Genomic DNA, 19,410 nt, shown 5'->3' on the forward strand with positions numbered 1-19,410 from the left:
GGTCCTCGACTCGGGCCTGTCGGTGCCGCAGCTGGTCCGTACGGCGTGGGCATCGGCAGCCAGCTACCGCGGGACCGACAAGCGCGGCGGCGCCAACGGCGCCCGGATCCGCCTCGAGCCGCAGCGCAGCTGGACCTCGAACGACCCGGACGAGCTGGCCACGGTGCTGGAGACCCTCGAGAAGGTCCAGCAGGAGTTCAACGCCGGTGGCGGGGCCCAGGTCTCGCTGGCAGACCTGATCGTGCTGGCCGGCTCGGCGGCGGTCGAGAAGGCCGCCAAGGACGCCGGCCACGAGGTGACCGTCCAGTTCACGCCCGGTCGCACCGACGCCAGCCAGGAGCAGACCGACGTCGAGTCGTTCGCCGTGCTCGAGCCACGGGCCGACGGGTTCCGCAACTACGTCCGCGAGGGCGAGAAGCTCTCCCCGGAGACGCTACTGCTCGACCGCGCGTACATGCTCGAGCTCTCCGCCCCCGAGATGACCGTGCTGGTCGGCGGCCTCCGGACGTTGGGCGCGAACCACGGTGGCACACCGCACGGCGTGCTCACCGACCGGCCCGGCGTGCTGACCAACGACTTCTTCGTCAACCTGCTGGCCCCGGGCACGGAGTGGAAGGACTCCGAGACGGCCGCGGACCTCTACGAGATCCGGGACGCGGTCAGTGGCGAGCCGAGGTGGACGGCGACCGCGGCCGACCTGGTGTTCGGCTCCAACAGCCAGCTCCGGGCCATCGCCGAGGTCTACGCCAGCAGCGACGGCGGCGAGAAGTTCGTCGGCGACTTCGTCAAGGCGTGGACCAAGGTCATGGAGCTCGACCGGTTCGACCTGCACAGGTGACGGCCGGGACGTCCCGGTGACCTTCCGGCTGGGCTTCGTCACCGGCGCCACGCCGGACAAGTGGGCCGGGGTCTGGCGCGAGCGGCAGCGCGAGCCGATCGAGCTGGTGCCGGTCACCGAGGACGTCCAGGAGCACGGCCTCCGGACCAGCGCGCTCGACATGGCGCTGGTCCGGCTGCCGGTGGTCCGCGACGGGCTGCACGTCATCCCGCTCTACGAGGAGCTGCCGGTCGCGGTCATGAACGTCGACAACGTGCTCACCCTCCTCGACGAGGTGACCACCGACGACCTCGCCGACGAGCACCAGGACTGGACGGGCGTGAGCCTGCGCGACGCGGTCGAGGCGGTCGCCGCCGGGACGGGGGTGCTCGTCGTACCCATGTCGGTGGCCCGGCTGCACCACCGCAAGGACGTGACCTACCGGACCGTGACCGACCTGGCGACCACGCAGGTCGGACTGGCCTGGCTGGAGGACAACGACGACCCCAGGGTGCAGACGTTCATCGGCATCGTTCGAGGCCGCACCAGCCGCAGCTCCCGGGGGTGAGCTCCCCCGGGACATCACCCCGGGACCCTCACGCGGCGTACATGTCGTCCAGCAGCGTGTGGAACTTCGACTCGACGACCTTGCGCCGGACCTTCATGCTCGGGGTGATCTCGCCGTCCTCGACGGTCAGGTCGCGGTCGAGGATCCGGAAGTCCTTGATCGTCTCCCAGCGGTTCAGCCGGCTGTTGACCCTGTCGATGGACGCGCTCACATAGGCGTGGAGCTCCGGGTGCGCCGTGAGGCGTGCGAAGTCGGTCTCCGCGATCCCGCGGGCGGCGGCCCACTGGGCGACCGACTCCGGGTCCAGCGTCACCAGCGCCGTGGCGTAGTTGCGTCCCTCGGCGTGGACCATCATCTGGCTCGCGAGCGGGCACTCGGCCTTGAACATGATCTCGATCGCTTGAGGGGCGATGTACTTGCCGCCCGAGGTCTTGACCAGGTCCTTCTTGCGGTCGGTGATCCGGAGGTGGCCGCGCTCGTCGACCTCCCCCACGTCACCGGTGGCGAACCATCCCTCCGCGTCGAGCACCTTGTCGGTCTCCTCGCCGAGGCCGTGGTAGCCCCGCATCACGCTGGGGCCGCGCACCAGGATCTCGCCGTCGGGGGCGATCCGGACCTCGGTGCCGTCGATGGGTGGTCCCACGCGGCCGAAGACCGGGTCCTGGAGCCGGACGATGCACGCACCGGCGCTGGTCTCGGTGAGCCCGTAGCCCTCCAGGATCAGCAGCCCCGCGGCGTCGAACCAGTGCGAGACGTCCTCGGAGAGGGCGGCGCTGCCGCTGACCATGAAGCGGATGCGACCACCGAGCCGTTCGCGGACCTTGGCGAGCACCAGCCGGTCGGCCAGCACGTGCTGGGCCCGGGTCAGCGGCCCGGTCCGGCTCCCGGCCAACCTCGCCCGGGACACCCGGTCCCCGACCCGGAAGGCCCAGCCGAACAGCGCGGCCTTCGGGCCGCCCTCCTCCTCGACCGTCTGCACGATCCGGCCGTGCACCTTCTCGAAGACCCGCGGGGGCCCGGCCAGGAACGTCGGTCGGACCTCGGCGAGGTTGGGCACGATCCGGTCCATCCGACCGTCGACGGCCGTCGGGAAGCCGATCTGGAGCTGGACGGCCTCCAGCATCTTGCCGAAGGAGTGCGCCAGCGGCAGGAAGAGGTACTGGAGGTCCTCGGGGCTCAGCATCTCCAGCTCCTCGGCGCCGGCTCCCAGGTAGGTCCAGCACCGGTGCGGGAGCTCGACCCCCTTGGGCCGCCCCGTCGTGCCGGAGGTGTAGATCAGGGTCGCGAGGTCGTCCGGTCCGGTGGCCTCGATCGCCTCCTCGACGGCACGGGGGTGCTCGGCCAGGTGGCTCCTACCCCGCTCGGCGAGGTCCTCCAGCGACAGGACCCGGTCGCCGTCCGGGGTGCCGTCGAAGGTGACCACCTTCTCCAGGGCCGGCAGCTGGTCGCGAAGGCCGAGCACCTTGGCGACCTGGACGTCGTCCTCGGCGAACACGATCCGGCTCGCGCTGTCGGCCAGGATCAACGCGACTTCGTCGGCGTTGGTGGTCGGGTAGACGGTCGTGGTGGCGGCACCGGCACAGGCGATGGCCAGGTCGGCGTAGATCCACTCGATCCGGGTGCTGCTGGCGATCGCCACCCGGTCCTCGTGGCCGATGCCCAGGGCCAGCAGCCCCGCGGCCAGCGCCTCGACCCGGTCATGGACGTCGTGCCAGCTCACCGAGGTCCAACCACCGTCCGTCGGGAACCGGAACGCCTCGCGGTCCGGGGTGGTCGCGACTCGGTCGCGGAACATGTGGGCCAGGCTCAATGCCTGGTTCGGCAGCCCCGGACGGCTGCTGCTGAGTGTCGAGTCAGTCATGGCTCCTCCTGGTTTCGGGTGCCTGTCCAAGCACTGGCCGGGGACGGAGGGAGCTCCAGGACGACGTCGAGGCGGTCGATACCGGCCGGGGACACCGTGGTCGGCCCGAGCCGCCGCAGCATCGCCAGGGAGGCCGCGTTGTCGGCGGCCACCGAGGTGACCACGCGCTCGACACCGGCCGGGCGCTGGCCCACCAGCTCGGCGAGGAGCGCGGTCGCCACACCTCGCCCCTGCCAGTCGTCCAGCACGGTCACGGCCAGGTCGGCGTCCTCGAGACGGGTGCGGTAGCGGATCATCCGGGCCACGCCGACGGGCGTCCCCACGCCGTCGTCGTCGAGCACCACCAGCGCCAGGGCCACGTGGTCGACGCCGTCCACCTCGTCGACGAGGTGGTCGAGCATGCCCTCGGTCAGGTGCGGCACGCTCGAGAGGAACCGGTGGTTCCGGGACTGCTCGGACAGGTCCTCGTAGCCGGCACGAACGGCCTCCCGATCGCGCGGTTCCAGCGGCAGGATCATGCTCCTGGTGCCGTCGCGCAAACGCGCCTCGGTGATCAATGCGCGGCTCAGGCGGGTCGGGTCACCGCCGGACAGTCCGGCGCCGGGGACTCGCCTCCCCCTCTCCTGTCCAGCCTCCCGCGCGCGGGCGTGGACGAGTAGGGCCCTTGGACCCGGCCGGACCGCCGTTCGTCGCCTCTACCAGGACGTCGCGAGCGGCCGGCCCTCGGTGAACCCGGCGGTGGACTGCACGCCGACCAGGGCACGCTCGTGGAGCTCGGCCAGGTCGTGCGCGCCGGCGTACGTGCAGGCGGAGCGGACGCCCGAGCAGATCTCGTCGATCAGGTCCTCGACACCCGGGCGAGCCGGGTCGAGGTACATCCGGGCCGACGAGATGCCCTCCTCGTAGAGCCCCTTCCGGGCCCGGTCGTACGCCGACTCGCCGGCCGTGCGGCTGGCCACCGCGCGCGCCGAGGCCATGCCGAAGGAGACCTTGTACGCGCGGCCCGACGGGTCCTCCAGCAGGTCGCCGGGCGACTCGTGGGTGCCGGCGAACCAGGAGCCGATCATCACCGACGACGCACCCGCGGCCAGGGCCAGCGCGACGTCGCGCGGGTGCCGGACGCCGCCGTCGGCCCACACGTGCTTCCCGAGCCCGGCGGCGGCCTCGGCGCACTCCAGCACCGCGGAGAACTGCGGCCGGCCCACCCCGGTCATCATCCGGGTGGTGCACATGGCCCCCGGCCCGACACCCACCTTGACGATGTCGGCGCCGGCCGCGATGAGGTCGCGCGTCCCCTCGGGGGAGACCACGTTCCCCGCGACCACGGGCACCGACGGCGACAGCGACCGGACCGCGGCGAGCGCCTCGACCATCCGGTCCTGGTGGCCGTGCGCGGTGTCGACGACCAGGCAGTCGACGCCGGCGTCGAGCAGCCGTCCGGCCTTGTCGGCCACGTCGCCGTTCACGCCCACCGCGGCGCCGATCCGCAGGCCGCCCCTGGCGTCGACCGCGGGCTGGTAGAGCGTGGCCCGCAGCGCGCCGGTGCGGGTGAGCACGCCCACCAGCCGGTTGTCGTCGTCGACGCCGACCGCGACGCCCGCGTGCACGGTGTCGAGCTTGTCGAAGGCCTCGCGCGGGTCGGTGTCGGCCGGGATCGTCACCGCGGCCGGCCGCATCACGTCCTTGACCTGTGCGAACCGGTCGACCTCGGCGCAGTCCTCGGCCGTCACCAGCCCCAGCGGCCGGCCGTCCTGGACGACGACCGCGCAGCGGTGTGCCCGCTTGGGCATCAGGGCCAGCGCCTCGGCCACGGTCTGGGTCGGCGCCAGCTCGATCGGGGTGTCGAAGACCAGGTGCCTCCGCTTGACCCAGCCGACCACGTCGGCGACCACCGGGATGGGGATGTCCTGCGGGATCACCACGAGGCCGCCGCGGCGGGCCACGGTCTCGGCCATCCGGCGCCCGGCGATCGCGGTCATGTTGGCCACCACGATCGGGAGCGTGGCCCCTGTGCCGTCGGAGGTGGCCAGGTCGACGTCGTACCGGCTGCTCACCGAGGAGTGCCGAGGGACCATGAACACGTCGTCGTAGGTCAGGTCGTGGGCGGGCACGCGGTCATCGATGAATCGCACGTGTGCGGATCCTACGGCGCGAAGGTGCCTAGGGTGAGCTCATGACGCTCGTGGACCCCGGTGACCCGGGCGAGCTCGCCGCCTCGGTGCGCTCGACCTTCGCCGACCGGTACGGCGAGCCGCCCACGAGCCTCGCCCGCGCGCCCGGCCGGGTCAACCTGATCGGGGAGCACACCGACTACAACGCCGGGCTGGTGCTGCCCGTCGCGCTCCCCCACGCGACCTACGCGGCGGCCCGGCCGCGCGCCGACGAGCTGGTGCGGCTGGTCAGCCGGCAGCGCGAGGAGACCTGGGAGGGCACCCTCGGACAGCTCGGCCCCGGGTCGGTCGAGGGCTGGGCCGGCTACGCCGCCGGCGTGGTGTGGGCGCTGCGCGAGGCCGGGTACGACGTGCCGGGCGTGGACCTGCTCGTGGACAGCCGTGTCCCGGTCGGAGCCGGCCTCTCGTCGTCGGCGGCGCTGGAGTGCTCGGTCGGGGTCGCCCTGCTCGACCTGGCCGGGACCGACCCCGCAGAGCACCGGCAGCAGCTGGTCGACGCCTGCATCCGCGCCGAGACCGAGGTCGTCGGGGCGCCCACGGGTGGGATGGACCAGACCGTGGCCGTGCACGGCGTGGCCGGCGCGGCGCTCCTGATCGACTTCGAGTCCCATGAGACCGAGGCGGTGCCGCTCGACCTGGCTCGCCACACGCTCCTGGTCACCGACACCCGGGTGGCGCACGAGCTCACCGACGGCGGCTACGGGTCGCGGCGGGCCGACTGCGAGGAGGCCGTCCGGGAGCTCGGCGTACCGACCCTGCGGGCGGCCACCCTCGAGGCCGTCGAGGCGCTCGCCGACGACCGGGTACGCCGCCGCGCCCGACACGTCGTCACCGAGATCGGTCGCGTCCGGGACACGGTGGCCAACCTGGGCGACGGCGACTGGGACGAGGTGGGCCGGATCTTCGACGCCTCGCACCGGTCCATGCGCGCCGACTTCGAGATCTCCTGCCCCGAGCTGGACTGCGCGGTCGCGGTGGCCGTCCAGGCCGGCGCGGTGGCGGCGCGGATGACCGGGGGAGGATTCGGCGGCAGCACGGTGGCGGTGGTGCCCGACGAGCGCGTGGACGCGGTGATGCGGGCCGTGGACGCCGCGTTCGTGCTGGAGGGCTTCCGCTCGCCGGTGCACCTGCGCGCGGTGCCGTCCGCGGGTGCGGGCCTCGTGCCAAACTGAGTCGGCGTACTCAGCCTCACTCGGGTATCGGCGCGGGCGCGGCGCCGTCGGCGCAGCGGCGAGAGTTCCCGTCATGACGAACACACCTTCCAGCGGCCGCAACACCGCCGCCTTCTTCGCCCAGGCCGGTCTCTCCTTCGCCGTCGCGCTCTGCGCGATGCTCTTCGCGATCCTCTACCTGCCCGTCGACCCGTGGGTCCGGGCCTTCCTCGGTCTCGGGACGCTGTTCCTGACCACCTCGTCGTTCACCCTCGCCAAGTGCATCCGGGACGCCCAGGAGGACCACTCGGTGGTCACCCGCCTCGACCAGGCCCGCGTCGACAAGATCCTGGCCGAGCACGATCCGTTCCGGACGGTGTCGTAGGCGCCTTTCGGGTACGTGGTTGACTCGACCTCGAGCCCACTCGCCCTCACGGAAGGAGCTCGTCCGTGCCGAGCAAGAACCCGATCGTCAAGATCAAGGACGTCGCCACCGAGACCGCCATGACAGTGGCCGGTACGGTAGCCGGGACCGTCGCCGAGACCGTCAAGGACCCGATCGGCACGGGCCAGAAGGTGGTCGGCACCGCCGTCGGCCAGGCCGTCGCCGTGGCCGGCCGGGTCAGCACCAAGCTGCCCGGCCGGAAGCGTGCCGCGGCTCCCCGGGCGGAGAGCCGGCCGGTCGCCGAGCCGCAGTCCGAGCCCCGCAAGGACCAGGGTGACCCGCTGACGCCGGCTGACGCCAAGAAGACCACGGCCAAGAAGACACCCGCCAAGAAGACGTCCGCCAAGAAGACGTCCGCCAAGAAGGCACCGGCCAAGAAGACGTCCGCCAAGAAGACACCCGCCAAGAAGGCCGCTGACCTGGCCACCGTCGACGACAACGAGGTGGAGACCCCGGTCGGGACCACGGGCGCGGACCCGGCGTACAACCCGGACACGACCGACTCCGACCTCCAGCAGGTCGGGACCGAGCCCCTCATGGACCCCGCCCTCACCCATGCGGTCAGGAGTGAGGCCGAGACCGGGGCCCGGGCATCCGACGTCGAGAAGGGCTGACCGGCATGGACGCCCGCACGGTCCTCAACCGCGGTGTCTCCACCGGGCTCCGGCTCGGCCGGGGCACGGCCGACCGCGTGGTGACCCTGGCCGGCCCTCCGCTGGGCCGGCTGACCGACCGGGTCGCCTCGAAGGTGCGCCGGCCCGTCCGGCGCACCACCACGACGTTCACACCCTCCAAGAAGGTCGAGACGCAGGTCGAGGAGAACGTCGAGCCTGCGGCCCCCGAGGAGCCCCCGGCCCGGCACCCGTCGCCGGCGACGGTCGCCCGCAACATCGGCCCGCAGCGGCCCAGCGCCAAGCCGCCGCGACCCGCCAGGCGCAAGAGCGTCCCCGGCGCCAAGCTCCCACCGCCGAGGCCGAGCACGTCATAGTGCGCGTGTGAGCCTCCCGGACCCCGCGGTCGTCGTCCTCGTCGGGCCGTCCGGCGCCGGGAAGTCGACGTGGGCGGCCGCACACTACCGACGCGACGAGATCGTCTCGTCCGACGCGCTGCGCGCCGTCGTGGGCAGCGGTCCGCACGACCTCGACGCCTCGGCGGACGCGTTCGACCTGCTCGAGCGGATCGTCAACGCCCGCACCGGCCGGCGGCTCACCACCGTCGTGGACACGCTCGGCACGGACGAGACCCGGCGGCGGGGCTGGCTGGCGCGCGCCCGCGAGGTCGGGCTGCCCGCCGTCGTGGTGGTGTTCGACACCCCGGACGCCGAGTGCCGGCGCCGCAACGCCGCTCGGGACCGTCCGGTGCCGGCACCGACCCTGGCTGCCCAGCTGAAGCGTCACCGCGCCGTGGTCGCACAGCTCGAGCTCGAGGGCTGGGACGAGCTCCGGACCGTGACGGCGACCGAGCCGGCACCCGAGTCCGGCCCGGCACCGGCCGCGCGCACCGCCGACCGCCGGAACTCCCAAGGGCTCGACGTGGTGCTCCAGGTCAGCCGGTTCCCGTGGGGCCAGGAGCCGCTGGCCTGGCTGACCGGTGTCGCGCGCGCTGCCGACGAGGCGGGGTTCGCCGGGCTGTCCGTCATGGACCACCTCATCCAGATCCCGCAGGTCGACCGCGCCTGGTCGCCGATCCCCGAGCCTTGGGTGACCCTCGGCGCGGTGGCCGGGCTGGGCACCGAGCTCCGGCTGGGCACGCTGGTCACCCCGGTCACGTTCCGCGCCCCGGGAATCACCGCGAAGGCGGCGGCGACGCTCGACGTGCTGACCGGCGGCCGCGCGTTCGTGGGCGTCGGCGCCGGCTGGTGGGAGCGCGAGCACGCGGCGTTCGGCCTCGACCTCCCGCCGCCACGGCAGCGGCTCGACGACCTCGAGCGCGGGATCGAGACCATGCGCGCGCTGTGGGCCTCCGGCACCAAGGCCTACGACGGCCGCCGGGTCAGCCTCCCGGAGACGACGTCCTACCCGCGGCCGGTGGGCGACCTGCCGGTCATCGTCGGCGGCACCGGCCCGCGCACGCTCCGCATCGCGGCCACGCTGGGCGACGCCGCGAACCTCCCGTCGGCGCGACCCCGCCTCGACGAGCTGGTCGGCACGCTGCGCCGACACTCGGAGACGGTCCGGATCACCGTGCTCGACCTGCCCACCATCGGCGCCGACCGCGAGGACACCTGGGCGCGGGTCGAGCGGCTCCGCGGCCGCACGTCGGCCGCGGCGTACGCCGAGCGCACCCACGCCGGCACCGCCGCCGACCAGCGCGACCGCTGGGGCGGCCTCGCCGAGCTCGGCGTCGACACCGTCTTCGTGGGCATCGCCGACCTCGAGGGCGCAGAGGACGTCGAGAGGCTGGCGCCGCTGCTCGCCTGAGCCCTTGGGTGGCGGTGGGACAGCAACCCTTGTCCACGTGGAGAGCGGTTGCCTGGGCACCGCCCCCGGGCGGGGCCCTACCTCAGGTCCGTGGAGGACAGCCCGAGCACCCGGCGCGCGACGATCAGCTGCTGGATCTGCTGGGTGCCCTCGAAGATGTCGAGGATCTTGGAGTCGCGGGCCCACTTCTCGAGCAGCTCGGTCTCGCTGTAGCCGACCGCACCGCACAGCTCCACGCACGACAGCGTCACGTCGGAGCCGACCCGCCCCGCCTTGGCCTTGGCCATCGAGGCCTCGAGCGAGTTGGGCTTGCGGTTGTCGGCCATCCAGGCGGCCTGGAGCATCAGCAGCCGGGCGCCCTCAAGGTCGGACTCGAGCTGGAGGAGCTTCGCGGCCGCCGCCGGCTGGGCGTACGCCGGGCGGTCGTAGTCGATCTCGACGCCGGCCCTCTCCAGCAGCTCGCGGGTCAGGTCCAGCGCGGCGGCAGCGCAGCCGACGGCCATCGACGCCACCAGCGGACGGGTGTTGTCGAAGGTGGCCATCGCGCCGGCGAAGCCCTGCCCACCCGATGACCCGGGGTCGACCTCGGGCGAGCCGAGGAGGTTCTCCTTCGGCACCCGGCAGTCGTCGAAGATGATCGTCGCGGTGTCGGAGGCGCGGATGCCGAGCTTGCGCTCGAGCCGCTCGACGCGCATCCCCGGTGTGCCCTTCGGGACCACGAAGGACCTGATCGCGGCCCGGCCGAGGTCGCGGTCCAGCGTTGCCCAGACGACGACGGCGTCCGCACGCTCGCCTGAGGTCACGAAGATCTTCTCGCCGTTGAGGACGTACTCGTCACCGTCCAGCACCGCGGTCGTCGCGATGTTGGCGGAGTCCGACCCGGTCCCCGGTTCGGTGATCGCCATCGCGGCCCACATGCCGTCGAACCGCTCGAGCTGCTCGTCGTCGGCCACCGAGGCGATGGCCGAGTTGCCGAGCCCCTGCCGCGGCATCGACAGGAGCAGGCCGACGTCGCCCCAGCACATCTCCTGGATCGACATCACCGAGGCGAGGTTGGCGCCGTTGCGGTTGGCGCCGTCGTCGAGGCTGTCCTCGCGGCGTACGCCGGCCGCACCGGCGCCCTCCGAGGCGCCCGACCGGGCCAGCCCGTCGATCATCGCGGCGAGCATGTCGAGCTCCTTGGGGTACTCGTGCTCCGCGAGGTCGTACTTGCGCGAGATCGGACGCAGCATGTTCATCGCGACCTGGTGGGCCTGCCCCACCAGCGTCCGGAACCTCCTGGGGTCGTCGAGCTGGATGACCATCAGACGAGCACCGCACCTTCCATGACTCCGACGGCCCGGAGGTCGCGGTACCACCGCTCCACCGGGTGCTCCTTGACGAACCCGTGGCCGCCGAGCAGCTGCACGCCGTCGAGGCCGATCTGCATCCCCTTGTGGGCGCAGGCCTCGCGGGCCAGGGCGACGGCCTTCGCGAAGTCCTTCCCGGCCGCCGCGCGGCCGGCCGCCTTGTAGGTGAGCAGCCGCATCGCCTGCAGCTCGATCGCGATGTTCGCGACCATGAACGCCACCGACTGGCGGTGCGCGATCGGCTCGCCGAACGCCTCCCGCTCCTTGACGTAGGGCGTCACGTGGTCGAGCACAGCCTCACCGGTGCCGACCGCCAGCGCGCACCAGGCCAGCCGCGAGAGCCGCACGCACTCGGCGTACGTCGACCCGTCGGCCTGCCCGAGCACGGCGCCGGTCCCGACCCGCACGTCCTGGAGCGTCAGCTTGGTCAGCGACGCTGCCCGGACCCCCATCGCCGGGTCGCCCTCGACGGAGAGCCCCTTCGTCGAGGACTCGACGAGGAACAGGACCGGCCGGCCCTCGAGGGACGCCCCCACGACGAACAGCTCGGCGTCCGCCCCCCGCGGGACCAGCGACTTCACACCGTTGAGGACATACCCCTCGCCGGTCCGCACCGCCGTGGTCTGCGGGGAGAGGACGTCGAAGAGGACCCGCGGCTCGGGGAGCGCCAGCGCGGCGGCGGGGGCCTGCGGGAGACCGGGGCCGCCGGTGAAGGCGGGGAGGTAGGTCTGCTGCTGCTCGTCGCTCCCCCACAGCCCGATCGCGGTGGCCACCGAGCCGGGTGCCAGTGCGGCCACGGCGAGCCCCATGTCGCCCTTGGCCAGCGCCTCGGCGACCAGCGTGCCGGCCATCGCCGACCGCTCCGCGCTCACGCCGCCGAGCGACTCGGGCAGGCCGAGGATCGGCAGGCCGAGCTCGAGGCCGGCCTCGAGCAGCTCCTGGGGTGCCGCGCACGCCTCGTCCGCCTCCGCGGCGGCGGGCCGGACCATCTCGGTCGCGAACTCTGTGACCACGTCGACCAGCAGCCGCTCGTCCTCGGTGGGGGTCAGGTCGAACTCCCCGCCGACCCTCGTCGACTCGGCCCGGACGCCGGCCCTGCCGCGGGAGCCGGCCCGGGCGAAGGTCCGGCTCGCCCGGGTCACGGTGGCGAACCCGCTGCGGGTCACCGAGAACACCGCCTGCTCAGCCTGCTTGCGGAGCCCGAGCCGGTCGAGGAGGTCGGTCTGCGCGAGCCGGCTGACGCCGGCCACGAGGTAGCCGATCGAGGACATGACAAGAACGTAACTCCGAGTTACACATGTGGCTACAGGAGACGGGGTGGATCGGGTCACACTCGCCCGCTCGATAGGGTCGCCGCGTGTCCGAGCAGACCATCCACGCGCCATACGGCCCGCTCCCCCGTGGCGGCGTCGTCCGCCCGATCACGCGGTGGGGCGAGCCGGTGATGCACCGACCGCAGCAGCCCGTCACCGACTACGACGCAGAGCTGGCGCGGCTCGTCGCCGACATGGTCGAGACCATGTACGCCGCGGACGGGGTGGGCCTCGCGGCGTGCCAGATCGGGGTCGACAAGGCGGTCTTCGTCTTCGACTGCCCCGACGAGAGCGGCACGCGCACCGTGGGGGTCGTCTGCAACCCGGCGCTGACCCTGCCGGAGGGCAAGGACCGCCAGCTCGACGAGAGCGACGAGGGGTGCCTCTCCTACCCCGGGGCGTTCGTCGAGTGCGCGCGCCCCGACCAGGCCACGGTCACCGGCACCGGCCTCGACGGCCAGCCGGTCGAGTTCACCGGCACGGGCATGCTGGCCCGCTGCCTGCAGCACGAGACCGACCACACGCGCGGGACCGTCTTCGGCGACCGGCTGGCCACCAAGCAGCGCAAGAGGCTCCAGAAGGCCATGGAGCGGGCCGCCGGGGACTACCCCCCGGACTGGCCGGCGGCCTGATGCCGTCGGTCCGGATCGTCCACCTCTCGCCCGAGGCGCTGGCGGCCCTGGCGGCAGGCGACCTGGCCGGTGCCATCGAGCTGACCGGGCTGCCGCTCACGCCGTACACGGTCTCCGAGGAGCGGATCGGTGTCTGGCGACGTCGCGCAGGCCAGGTGGTCGAGACCCCCGAGGACCTGCCGTGGGTCACCGGGATCCTGGTCGACGAGGAGACCGGGGAGATCGTGGGCGCGGCCGGGTTCCATGCGGCTCCCGACGCGGACGGCATGGTCGAGGTCGGCTACGGCGTCGACCCGGCCCACCGCCGCCGCGGCTACGCCCGTGCCGCGCTGCTGCGGATGATCGAGAGGGCCCGGTCGGACCCGTCGGCGCGCGTCTTCCGGGTCTCCGTCTCGCCCACCAACGCCCCCTCCCTCGGACTCGTCGCGCAGCTGCCGTTCGTGGAGGTCGGCGAGCAGTGGGACGAGGAGGACGGCCTCGAGACGATCTTCGAGCTGCCCGTCTAGCGCCGCGCGGCGACGTAGCACGCCACCGCGGTCGCGGCGGCGACGTTGAGGGAGTCGATGCCGGCTGCCATCGCGATGATCGCCCTCCGGTCGGCGGTCTCCTCCCAGCGCGGGGACAGGCCGTGCCCCTCCGAGCCCAGCACCAGCGCCAGCCGGTCGACACCGGCCACGGCGTCCTCGACCGGTACGGCGTCCTCGGCCAGCGTCAGTGCCACCGTCGTGAAGCCGCGGGCCGACAGCGCCGGCAGGGCGTCGTACCAGTCGGGCAGCCGCGTCCAGGGCAGCGCGAAGACCGCACCCATCGCCACCTTGACCGAGCGTCGGTAGAGCGGGTCGGCACATCGCGGGGCCAGCAGGACGGCGTCGAAGCCGAGCGCGGCGCCGGAGCGAAAGATCGCGCCGACGTTGGTGTGGTCGACGATCTCCTCGAGCACCAGCACCGACCGGGCGCCTTCGAGCACGGACTCGACGGTCGGCAGGGGCCGGCGCTCCAGCGAGGCCAAGGCGCCGCGGTGCACGTGGAAGCCGGTGACCTCCTCGGCGAGCTCCTCGGACACGAGGTAGCAGGGCGCCTTGCTCGCGGCCAGCACGTCCGCAAGGCCGTCCAGCCAGCGTGGCGCCATCAGGAACGACCGCGCCTGGTGCCCGGCCTCCACGGCCCGGCGGACCACCTTCTCCCCCTCGGCCAGGAACAGCCCGTGCTCGGCCTCGAGGTGCTTGCGGAGCTCGACGTCTCGGAGGTCCCGGTAGTCCGCCAGCCGCGGGTCGGCCGGGTCGGAGACCTCGACCAGCTCAGCCACGTCGGTCGGGGTAGTGCTCGGGCCGGGCCACCGCCACGACGTCACCGACCACGATGACGGCCGGCGGCTGCACCGCCTCGCTCTCCAGGTCGGCGGCGAGACCGGCCAGGGTCGAGAGCACGGTCCGCTCCCCCGGCATGCTGCCGTCGCAGACCACGGCGACCGGCGTGTCCGGCTTCCGCCCGCCGGCCAGCAGCGCGTCGGCGATCGCGGGGGCATTCTCGACGGCCATCATCAGCAGCAGGGTCCCGTGCAGCCGGGCCACCGCGTCCCAGTCGGTGAGCGAGTCCGGGTGGCCGGGCGGGAGGTGCCCGGAGACCACCGTGAAGTCGTGCGCGACGCCCCGATGGGTGACCGGGATGCCCGCGAGAGCCGGGACCGAGATCGGGCTGGTCAGCCCCGGCACGACGGTGACCGGGACCCCGGCGGCCCGGCAGGCCTCGACCTCCTCGTAGCCGCGGCCGAAGACGAAGCTGTCCCCGCCCTTGAACCGGACCACGAGCTTCCCGGCCCGGGCCCGGTCCACGATGATCCGGTTGATCTCCTCCTGCAGGGCGGCCCGGCCCCGCGGCAGCTTGGCCACGTCGACCAGCTCCACGTCGGCCGGCAGCTCGCCGAGCAGCTCCCGCGGGGCGAGCCGGTCGGCGACGACGACGTCGGCCTCCATCAGCGCCTTGCGGCCGGCCACCGAGATCAGCTCGGGGTCGCCGGGTCCGCCGCCGACCAGGACCACGCCCGGCGACCGGTCGCGCTGGTGCCGGGCCACGATCGTCCCCTCGCGCAGCCCCTCGAGGACCTCGTCGCGGACGGCGGCGCTGCGCCGCGGCTCGCGGTTGCCGAGCACCGCGACGGTCACGCCCGCGTGCCGGCCGACCGCGGGTGTCCACGCGCTGGCCCGGGTCGCGTCGTCGGAGCGCACGCAGAAGACCCGGCGCCGTTCGGCCCCCACGCTCACCGCCTCGTTGACCGAGGTGTCGTCGGTGGCGGCGATGACGTACCACGCGCCGTCCAGGTCGGCGTCCTCGAAGCCGCGCCGGTGCCAGGTGATCTCCCCGCCCGTGGCCAGCCCCTCGACGGCCGGGCGCACCTGCGGCGACACGACGACGACGTCGGCGCCCGCCGCGATCAGCTGCGGCACCCGCCGCTGCGCCACGTGGCCGCCGCCGACCACGAGCACCCGCCGTCCGGCCAGGATCAGGCCGGAGGGGTACGGCGGCGGCTGCTCCACCCGACCATCATCGCGGCTGTGCGCATCGGGCCCGTGGCGTGGGACCACAGCGCGGACTACGTTGAAAGCGAAACGACAACCAGCCGACCGACAGGAGCCTCGATGAGCATCGACCGCCCGGTGAGCCCCGATCCCTACGACCTGCTGCCGCCCGTCCCGTCGTTCACCGTGACCAGCGAGGACGTCACCGACGGCCAGCCGCTCAAGGACGACCAGGTGGCCGAGTTCGGGAACTCCTCGCCACAGCTGTCGTGGTCCGGCTTCCCCGGGGAGACCAGGAGCTTCACCGTCACCTGCTTCGACCCGGACGCGCCGACCCCGAGCGGCTTCTGGCACTGGGTCCTGGTCGACCTGCCCGCCGACTGCACGTCGCTGCCGGCCGGCGCGGGTGCGGAGGGTGCCGACCTCCCGGGCAACGCGTTCATGTGCCGCAACGATGGCGGCGCCAAGGCCTTCATGGGGGCTGCGCCTCCTCCCGGCGACCAGGTGCACCGCTACTACTTCGTCGTCCACGCCGTGACGGAGGAGTCGCTCGGCGTCGACTCCGACGCCTCGCCCGCGGTGGTGTCGTTCAACCTCGCCTTCAAGACCGCGGCCCGCGCGATCGTCAAGGGGACCTACCGGCACTGACGCTTGCTGGGGACGGTCAGCGCCGAGCGGCGTACGCCGCCGGTGACTGGCCGACGAGTGCGGTGAAGTCGCGGGTGAAGTGGGCCTGGTCGAACCAGCCGAGCTCGAGGGCCAGCGAGGCCAGGTCGGTCACCCGCCCGCTGTCGATGCGGTCCACGGCGTCGTGGAGCCGGGCCCGCTGGAGCACCCACTTGGGCCCGACGCCGACGTAGCGTCGGAACAGCCGCTGCAGCGTCCGCTCGGACATCGCGTGCCGGCGGGCGGCCAGCTCCACCGTGGTCAGGGTCGGGTCGCCCTGGATGTCCCGGACGATGGCCAGCACCTCGTCGTACCTCTTGTCCCGCGCGGGCACCCGGTCCAGCAGGAACGCGTCCATCAGGGACGCGCGGTCGTCGTCCGGCCCCGCCTCGAGCACGTCGCGGACCAGGGCGGCCGACGAGTCCCCGAACGCCGCCGACAGGGGCAGCACCCGGTCGGTCCAGGTGCCCACGTCAGCACCGGTGAAGGCACCGAAGCCACCCGGCCGGAACTTCACGCCGAAGACCCGCCCGCGGCCGGCGATCTCCTGGCTGAACCTGCGGGTGATCACGCCGTGCACCAGGCCGGCAGGCATCGGGTAACCGAACCGCGGCCGGTCCCCCGACTCCACGGTGACGTGCACCGACGGGTGGCTGACCACCTCGGACACGAACCCCGGCCCGTCGAGCTCCCACGCCACGGTCCAGTAGTGCTCGACCCAGGTGCTCAGCCCGTCGTGCGGGATCAGCCGGTCGCGCCGCACCAGCGCGTCGTTGATCTCCGGGCGCAGGATGCCGACCGCCGGCGGGTTGGCGGTGTGGACCTCCGAAGACACGCGGCGATCGTAGGCAGCGGCGCGGACAACAGCGGGCATGATCTGCCGCGTGGAGCGCTCCCGGCACCGATGGGCGTGGCTGCCGGTGCTCGTGCTGGTCGCCACGGTGGCTCAGCTGGCCGTGGCGACCTTCGTGCCCGGTATCGAGAGGTTCGCGGACAAGGCCTTCGGGGCGCGTCTCCTGGCCTACCCGGTGATGATGCTGCTGGTGCCCGCGATCTGGTGGCTGACGGTGGGCCGCGGGCACCCGGAGAAGGAGCCGCCGTACGTCGCGTTCGCGCTGATCATGCTGGGCTTCCTGGTGGACACCACCGGCAACAGCCTCGACCTCTACGACACCGTCACGTGGTGGGACGACATGAACCACTTCGTGAACTGGTTCTTCCTGCTGTCGGGGATCGGGCTGCTCATCGCCCGCGATCTCACGCCCCGGTGGGTGCAGCTGCTGCTGGTCACCGGGCTGGGCTGCCTGCTCGCGCTCGGCTGGGAGATCGGCGAGTGGTACACCTTCATCCGGCACGGCACCGAGCTCGACACGGCCTACGAGGACACGCTCGGTGACATGACCCTGGGCTCGTGCGGCGCCTTCCTCGCCTCGCTGCTGGTGGCGCGGGTAGCCTCGCGCCAGTGAGCCTGCACGTCGCCGTCGCGACGCGCTCCTTCCGCCGCTACTCGACCTACACGGCCGCGACCCTCGCCGGGATCTTCACCAACTGCGTCTTCGGCGTCATCAACGCGCTCGTGCTCATCGCGGTCTGGAAGCAGAACCCGGACGCCGGCGGGTACGACGTGCACGACGCGGTCACCTACGTGTGGCTCGGCCAGGCGATGATCATGGTGGTCGCGATCTGGGGCGGCGGCTCACCGACCGACCTGGCGACCCGGATCAAGACCGGCGACGTGGCCCTGGACTTCTACCGACCGGTCGGGATCCTCGGCTGGTACCTCGCCGCCGACCTCGGGCGCGCGGTGTTCCACCTGATCAGCCGCGGGCTGGTGCCGACGGTGGTGGGTGCGCTGCTGTTCGACCTGCGCTACCCCGCCGGCCCGGCCGTGTGGCTGGCGTTCGCCGTGAGCGTGGTGCTCGCCGTCCTGGTCAGCTTCGCGATCCGGTTCCTCGTGGCCATGACCGCGTTCTGGGTCCTCGACGACCAGGGCACCCAGGTGCTGGCCAGCACCGCCGCGATGTTCTTCAGCGGGCTCACCGTGCCGCTGGTGCTGTTCCCGGGCTGGTTCGGACGGCTGGCCCTCGCGCTGCCGTGGGCCTCGTACATCCAGGCGCCCGCCGACCTCTGGCTCGGCAAGCATGCGGGCTGGGACGCCGTCGGCACCCTCGGCCTCCAGCTCCTCTGGGCCGCCGTGCTGCTCGGCGCCTGCGCCGCGCTGCTCAAGGTCGCCGAGCGGAAGGTGGTGGTCCAGGGTGGTTGAGGCCGTCGTCCGCTACACCCAGATCGCGCGGCTGTGGGTCCGCGCCTCGCGCGCCTACCCGGTGTCGTGGGCGATGCTCATCGTGGGCGGATTCCTCATCACCGGCATCGACTTCGTCGGCATCTGGATCCTGTTCCAGAACGTCGAGCACCTCGGCGGCTTCGACCTCCACGAGGTCGCCTTCCTCTACGGCGGCACGGGCGTCGCGTTCGCGGTCGCCGACCTGTTCGCGGGCCGGATCGAACGGCTGGGCCAGATGATCCGGCTCGGCCGGCTCGACCAGATGCTCGTCCGGCCGGTCCCGCTGCTGGTGCAGGTCTGCGCCGACGAGTTCGCCCTCCGGCGGGTGTCCCGGATCGCCCAGGCCGCGCTGGTCCTCGGCTGGGCCTGCACCCACATCGAGTGGACGAGGTCGAAGGTGGTCCTGACCGTGCTGATGCTGGTCGCCGCCACGATCATCTTCGTCGCGGTCTTCGTGGGGCTGGCCTGCATCCAGTTCTGGACCATCGACTCGGCGGAGGTGGCCAACGCGTTCACCTACGGCGGCAACACGATCACGTCGTACCCGCTCTCGATCTTCCCCTCCGAGCTGATCAAGGCGATGACGTTCGCGGTCCCGCTGGCCTTCGTGAACTGGTACCCCAGCCTGCACATCCTCGGCCACCCGGACCCGCTCGGCTACCCCGACTGGACCCAGTGGCTCTCGCCCGTCATCGCCGTCGTGGTCACCGCCGGGGCGCTGCGGGTCTGGCAGCTGGGCGTGCGCTCCTACCGCTCCACGGGGTCCTGACATGGCGCTGATCGAGGTCACCGACCTGACCCGCACCTTCAAGATCCGCGGCCGGCCGCCCGTCGTGGCCGTGAAGGACCTGTCGCTGAGCATCGAGGCCGGCGAGATGGTCGGCTACATCGGCCCGAACGGCGCCGGCAAGTCGACGACGATCAAGATGCTCACCGGGATCCTGGTCCCGACCTCGGGGTCGATCCGGGTGGCCGGGGTCGACCCGAGCCGCAAGCGCGCGCAGCTGGCCCGGCGGATCGGGGTCGTCTTCGGCCAGCGCACCACGCTCTGGTGGGACCTGCCGCTCCAGGACTCCTTCGAGCTGCTCCAGAAGATCTACCGGATCCCGCCGGGCCGCTGGCGCGCCAACCTCGAGGAGTACGTCGAGCTGCTCTCGCTGGGCGACCTGCTCGACACCCCGGTCCGCCAGCTCAGCCTCGGCCAGCGGATGCGCGGC

22 protein-coding genes are annotated in these 19,410 nt (G+C 72.8%); 14 read left to right on the forward strand and 8 right to left on the reverse strand.

Features of this window, described 5'->3' with window-relative positions:
• A partial coding sequence (locus VFV89_RS21510) for a peroxidase family protein (protein WP_329708032.1) occupies positions 1–838 on the forward strand: 838 nt, incomplete at its 5' end.
• 16 nt (positions 839–854) lie between these two features.
• Complete coding sequence (locus VFV89_RS21515) at positions 855–1,385, forward strand: LysR substrate-binding domain-containing protein (protein ID WP_329708033.1); 531 nt, start codon at positions 855–857, stop codon at positions 1,383–1,385.
• Between the two features lie 28 nt (positions 1,386–1,413).
• Here VFV89_RS21515 and VFV89_RS21520 read toward each other — a convergent pair whose 3' ends face one another.
• The 3 genes from VFV89_RS21520 to VFV89_RS21530 all read right to left on the reverse strand — a co-directional run bounded on the left by VFV89_RS21520 (position 1,414) and on the right by VFV89_RS21530 (position 5,378).
• Positions 1,414–3,246, reverse strand: coding sequence for a long-chain fatty acid--CoA ligase (locus VFV89_RS21520; RefSeq protein WP_329708034.1), 1,833 nt, complete (start codon positions 3,244–3,246; stop codon positions 1,414–1,416).
• Positions 3,243–3,764: a GNAT family N-acetyltransferase gene (locus VFV89_RS21525; protein ID WP_329708035.1), complete on the reverse strand. Its 522-nt coding sequence runs from the start codon at positions 3,762–3,764 to the stop codon at positions 3,243–3,245. Before VFV89_RS21525 ends, VFV89_RS21520 begins: the two co-directional genes overlap by 4 nt.
• Positions 3,765–3,941: 177 nt before the next feature.
• Positions 3,942–5,378: a GuaB1 family IMP dehydrogenase-related protein gene (locus VFV89_RS21530; RefSeq protein WP_329708036.1), complete on the reverse strand. Its 1,437-nt coding sequence runs from the start codon at positions 5,376–5,378 to the stop codon at positions 3,942–3,944.
• A gap of 41 nt (positions 5,379–5,419) precedes the next feature.
• On the opposite strand from VFV89_RS21530, the gene galK reads away from it, so the two are divergent.
• The 5 genes from galK (at position 5,420) to VFV89_RS21555 (ending at position 9,433) form a co-directional block, all read left to right on the forward strand.
• On the forward strand, positions 5,420–6,589 hold the full coding sequence (galK, locus tag VFV89_RS21535; protein WP_329708037.1) for a galactokinase: 1,170 nt from the start codon (positions 5,420–5,422) through the stop codon (positions 6,587–6,589).
• Between the two features lie 73 nt (positions 6,590–6,662).
• Entirely contained in the window at positions 6,663–6,953 is a 291-nt protein-coding gene (locus tag VFV89_RS21540; RefSeq protein WP_329708038.1) for a YiaA/YiaB family inner membrane protein, read from the forward strand.
• Positions 6,954–7,018: 65 nt separating this feature from the next.
• Entirely contained in the window at positions 7,019–7,627 is a 609-nt protein-coding gene (locus VFV89_RS21545; protein WP_329708039.1) for a hypothetical protein, read from the forward strand.
• Between the two features lie 5 nt (positions 7,628–7,632).
• Positions 7,633–8,001: a hypothetical protein gene (locus tag VFV89_RS21550; RefSeq protein ID WP_329708040.1), complete on the forward strand. Its 369-nt coding sequence runs from the start codon at positions 7,633–7,635 to the stop codon at positions 7,999–8,001.
• A gap of 7 nt (positions 8,002–8,008) precedes the next feature.
• Positions 8,009–9,433: an LLM class flavin-dependent oxidoreductase gene (locus VFV89_RS21555; RefSeq protein WP_329708041.1), complete on the forward strand. Its 1,425-nt coding sequence runs from the start codon at positions 8,009–8,011 to the stop codon at positions 9,431–9,433.
• Positions 9,434–9,510: 77 nt separating this feature from the next.
• Here VFV89_RS21555 and VFV89_RS21560 read toward each other — a convergent pair whose 3' ends face one another.
• A complete protein-coding gene (locus VFV89_RS21560; RefSeq protein ID WP_329708042.1) occupies positions 9,511–10,737 on the reverse strand; it encodes an acyl-CoA dehydrogenase family protein in 1,227 nt (408 codons plus the stop codon).
• Entirely contained in the window at positions 10,737–12,053 is a 1,317-nt protein-coding gene (locus tag VFV89_RS21565; protein WP_329708043.1) for an acyl-CoA dehydrogenase family protein, read from the reverse strand. The genes VFV89_RS21560 and VFV89_RS21565 overlap by 1 nt, the downstream gene beginning before the upstream one ends.
• 86 nt (positions 12,054–12,139) lie before the next feature.
• On the opposite strand from VFV89_RS21565, the gene def reads away from it, so the two are divergent.
• Positions 12,140–12,727, forward strand: coding sequence for a peptide deformylase (gene def, locus VFV89_RS21570; RefSeq protein WP_329708044.1), 588 nt, complete (start codon positions 12,140–12,142; stop codon positions 12,725–12,727).
• The gene (locus tag VFV89_RS21575; protein WP_329708045.1) at positions 12,727–13,233 is read left to right on the forward strand and encodes a GNAT family N-acetyltransferase; all 507 of its coding nucleotides are present in this window, start codon (positions 12,727–12,729) and stop codon (positions 13,231–13,233) included. The genes def and VFV89_RS21575 overlap by 1 nt, the downstream gene beginning before the upstream one ends.
• Here the strand turns inward: VFV89_RS21575 and VFV89_RS21580 are convergent.
• Complete coding sequence (locus VFV89_RS21580) at positions 13,230–14,033, reverse strand: RNA methyltransferase (protein WP_329708046.1); 804 nt, start codon at positions 14,031–14,033, stop codon at positions 13,230–13,232. The genes VFV89_RS21575 and VFV89_RS21580 overlap by 4 nt on opposite strands.
• Positions 14,026–15,261: a uroporphyrinogen-III C-methyltransferase gene (gene cobA / locus VFV89_RS21585; protein ID WP_329708047.1), complete on the reverse strand. Its 1,236-nt coding sequence runs from the start codon at positions 15,259–15,261 to the stop codon at positions 14,026–14,028. The genes VFV89_RS21580 and cobA overlap by 8 nt, the downstream gene beginning before the upstream one ends.
• 102 nt (positions 15,262–15,363) lie before the next feature.
• On the opposite strand from cobA, the gene VFV89_RS21590 reads away from it, so the two are divergent.
• Positions 15,364–15,891 (forward strand): YbhB/YbcL family Raf kinase inhibitor-like protein, encoded by a 528-nt coding sequence (locus VFV89_RS21590; protein WP_329708048.1) that lies wholly within the window; start codon positions 15,364–15,366, stop codon positions 15,889–15,891.
• 16 nt (positions 15,892–15,907) lie between these two features.
• Here the strand turns inward: VFV89_RS21590 and VFV89_RS21595 are convergent, their stop codons facing one another.
• The gene (locus tag VFV89_RS21595) at positions 15,908–16,744 is read right to left on the reverse strand and encodes a helix-turn-helix domain-containing protein (RefSeq protein WP_329708049.1); all 837 of its coding nucleotides are present in this window, start codon (positions 16,742–16,744) and stop codon (positions 15,908–15,910) included.
• 49 nt (positions 16,745–16,793) lie between these two features.
• Between VFV89_RS21595 and VFV89_RS21600 the strand changes: the two genes are divergently transcribed.
• From VFV89_RS21600 to VFV89_RS21615, 4 genes are all read left to right on the forward strand, one after another.
• Positions 16,794–17,375 carry a hypothetical protein gene (locus tag VFV89_RS21600; protein WP_329708050.1) on the forward strand — a complete coding sequence of 194 codons (582 nt, stop codon included), beginning with the start codon at positions 16,794–16,796 and terminating at the stop codon, positions 17,373–17,375.
• Complete coding sequence (locus tag VFV89_RS21605) at positions 17,372–18,172, forward strand: ABC transporter permease (RefSeq protein ID WP_329708051.1); 801 nt, start codon at positions 17,372–17,374, stop codon at positions 18,170–18,172. Before VFV89_RS21600 ends, VFV89_RS21605 begins: the two co-directional genes overlap by 4 nt.
• Complete coding sequence (locus VFV89_RS21610) at positions 18,165–18,962, forward strand: ABC transporter permease (protein ID WP_329708052.1); 798 nt, start codon at positions 18,165–18,167, stop codon at positions 18,960–18,962. The genes VFV89_RS21605 and VFV89_RS21610 overlap by 8 nt, the downstream gene beginning before the upstream one ends.
• 1 nt (position 18,963) lies before the next feature.
• Positions 18,964–19,410 (forward strand): ATP-binding cassette domain-containing protein (locus VFV89_RS21615; RefSeq protein ID WP_329708053.1); only part of this gene is annotated, 447 nt, incomplete at its 3' end.

This window comes from Nocardioides sp., from assembly GCF_036274455.1.
Lineage (GTDB): Bacteria > Actinomycetota > Actinomycetes > Propionibacteriales > Nocardioidaceae > Nocardioides.

Excerpts from the sequence above, each read along its gene's own strand:
- VFV89_RS21520 (WP_329708034.1), bottom strand. The coding sequence starts at position 3,246 with ATGACTGACTCGACACTCAGCAGCAGCCGTCCGGGGCTGCCGAACCAG.
- VFV89_RS21525 (WP_329708035.1), bottom strand. The coding sequence starts at position 3,764 with ATGATCCTGCCGCTGGAACCGCGCGATCGGGAGGCCGTTCGTGCCGGC.
- galK (WP_329708037.1), top strand. The coding sequence starts at position 5,420 with ATGACGCTCGTGGACCCCGGTGACCCGGGCGAGCTCGCCGCCTCGGTG.
- VFV89_RS21540 (WP_329708038.1), top strand. The coding sequence starts at position 6,663 with ATGACGAACACACCTTCCAGCGGCCGCAACACCGCCGCCTTCTTCGCC.
- VFV89_RS21550 (WP_329708040.1), top strand. The coding sequence starts at position 7,633 with ATGGACGCCCGCACGGTCCTCAACCGCGGTGTCTCCACCGGGCTCCGG.
- VFV89_RS21560 (WP_329708042.1), bottom strand. The coding sequence starts at position 10,737 with ATGGTCATCCAGCTCGACGACCCCAGGAGGTTCCGGACGCTGGTGGGG.
- VFV89_RS21565 (WP_329708043.1), bottom strand. The coding sequence starts at position 12,053 with ATGTCCTCGATCGGCTACCTCGTGGCCGGCGTCAGCCGGCTCGCGCAG.
- VFV89_RS21575 (WP_329708045.1), top strand. The coding sequence starts at position 12,727 with ATGCCGTCGGTCCGGATCGTCCACCTCTCGCCCGAGGCGCTGGCGGCC.
- VFV89_RS21590 (WP_329708048.1), top strand. The coding sequence starts at position 15,364 with ATGAGCATCGACCGCCCGGTGAGCCCCGATCCCTACGACCTGCTGCCG.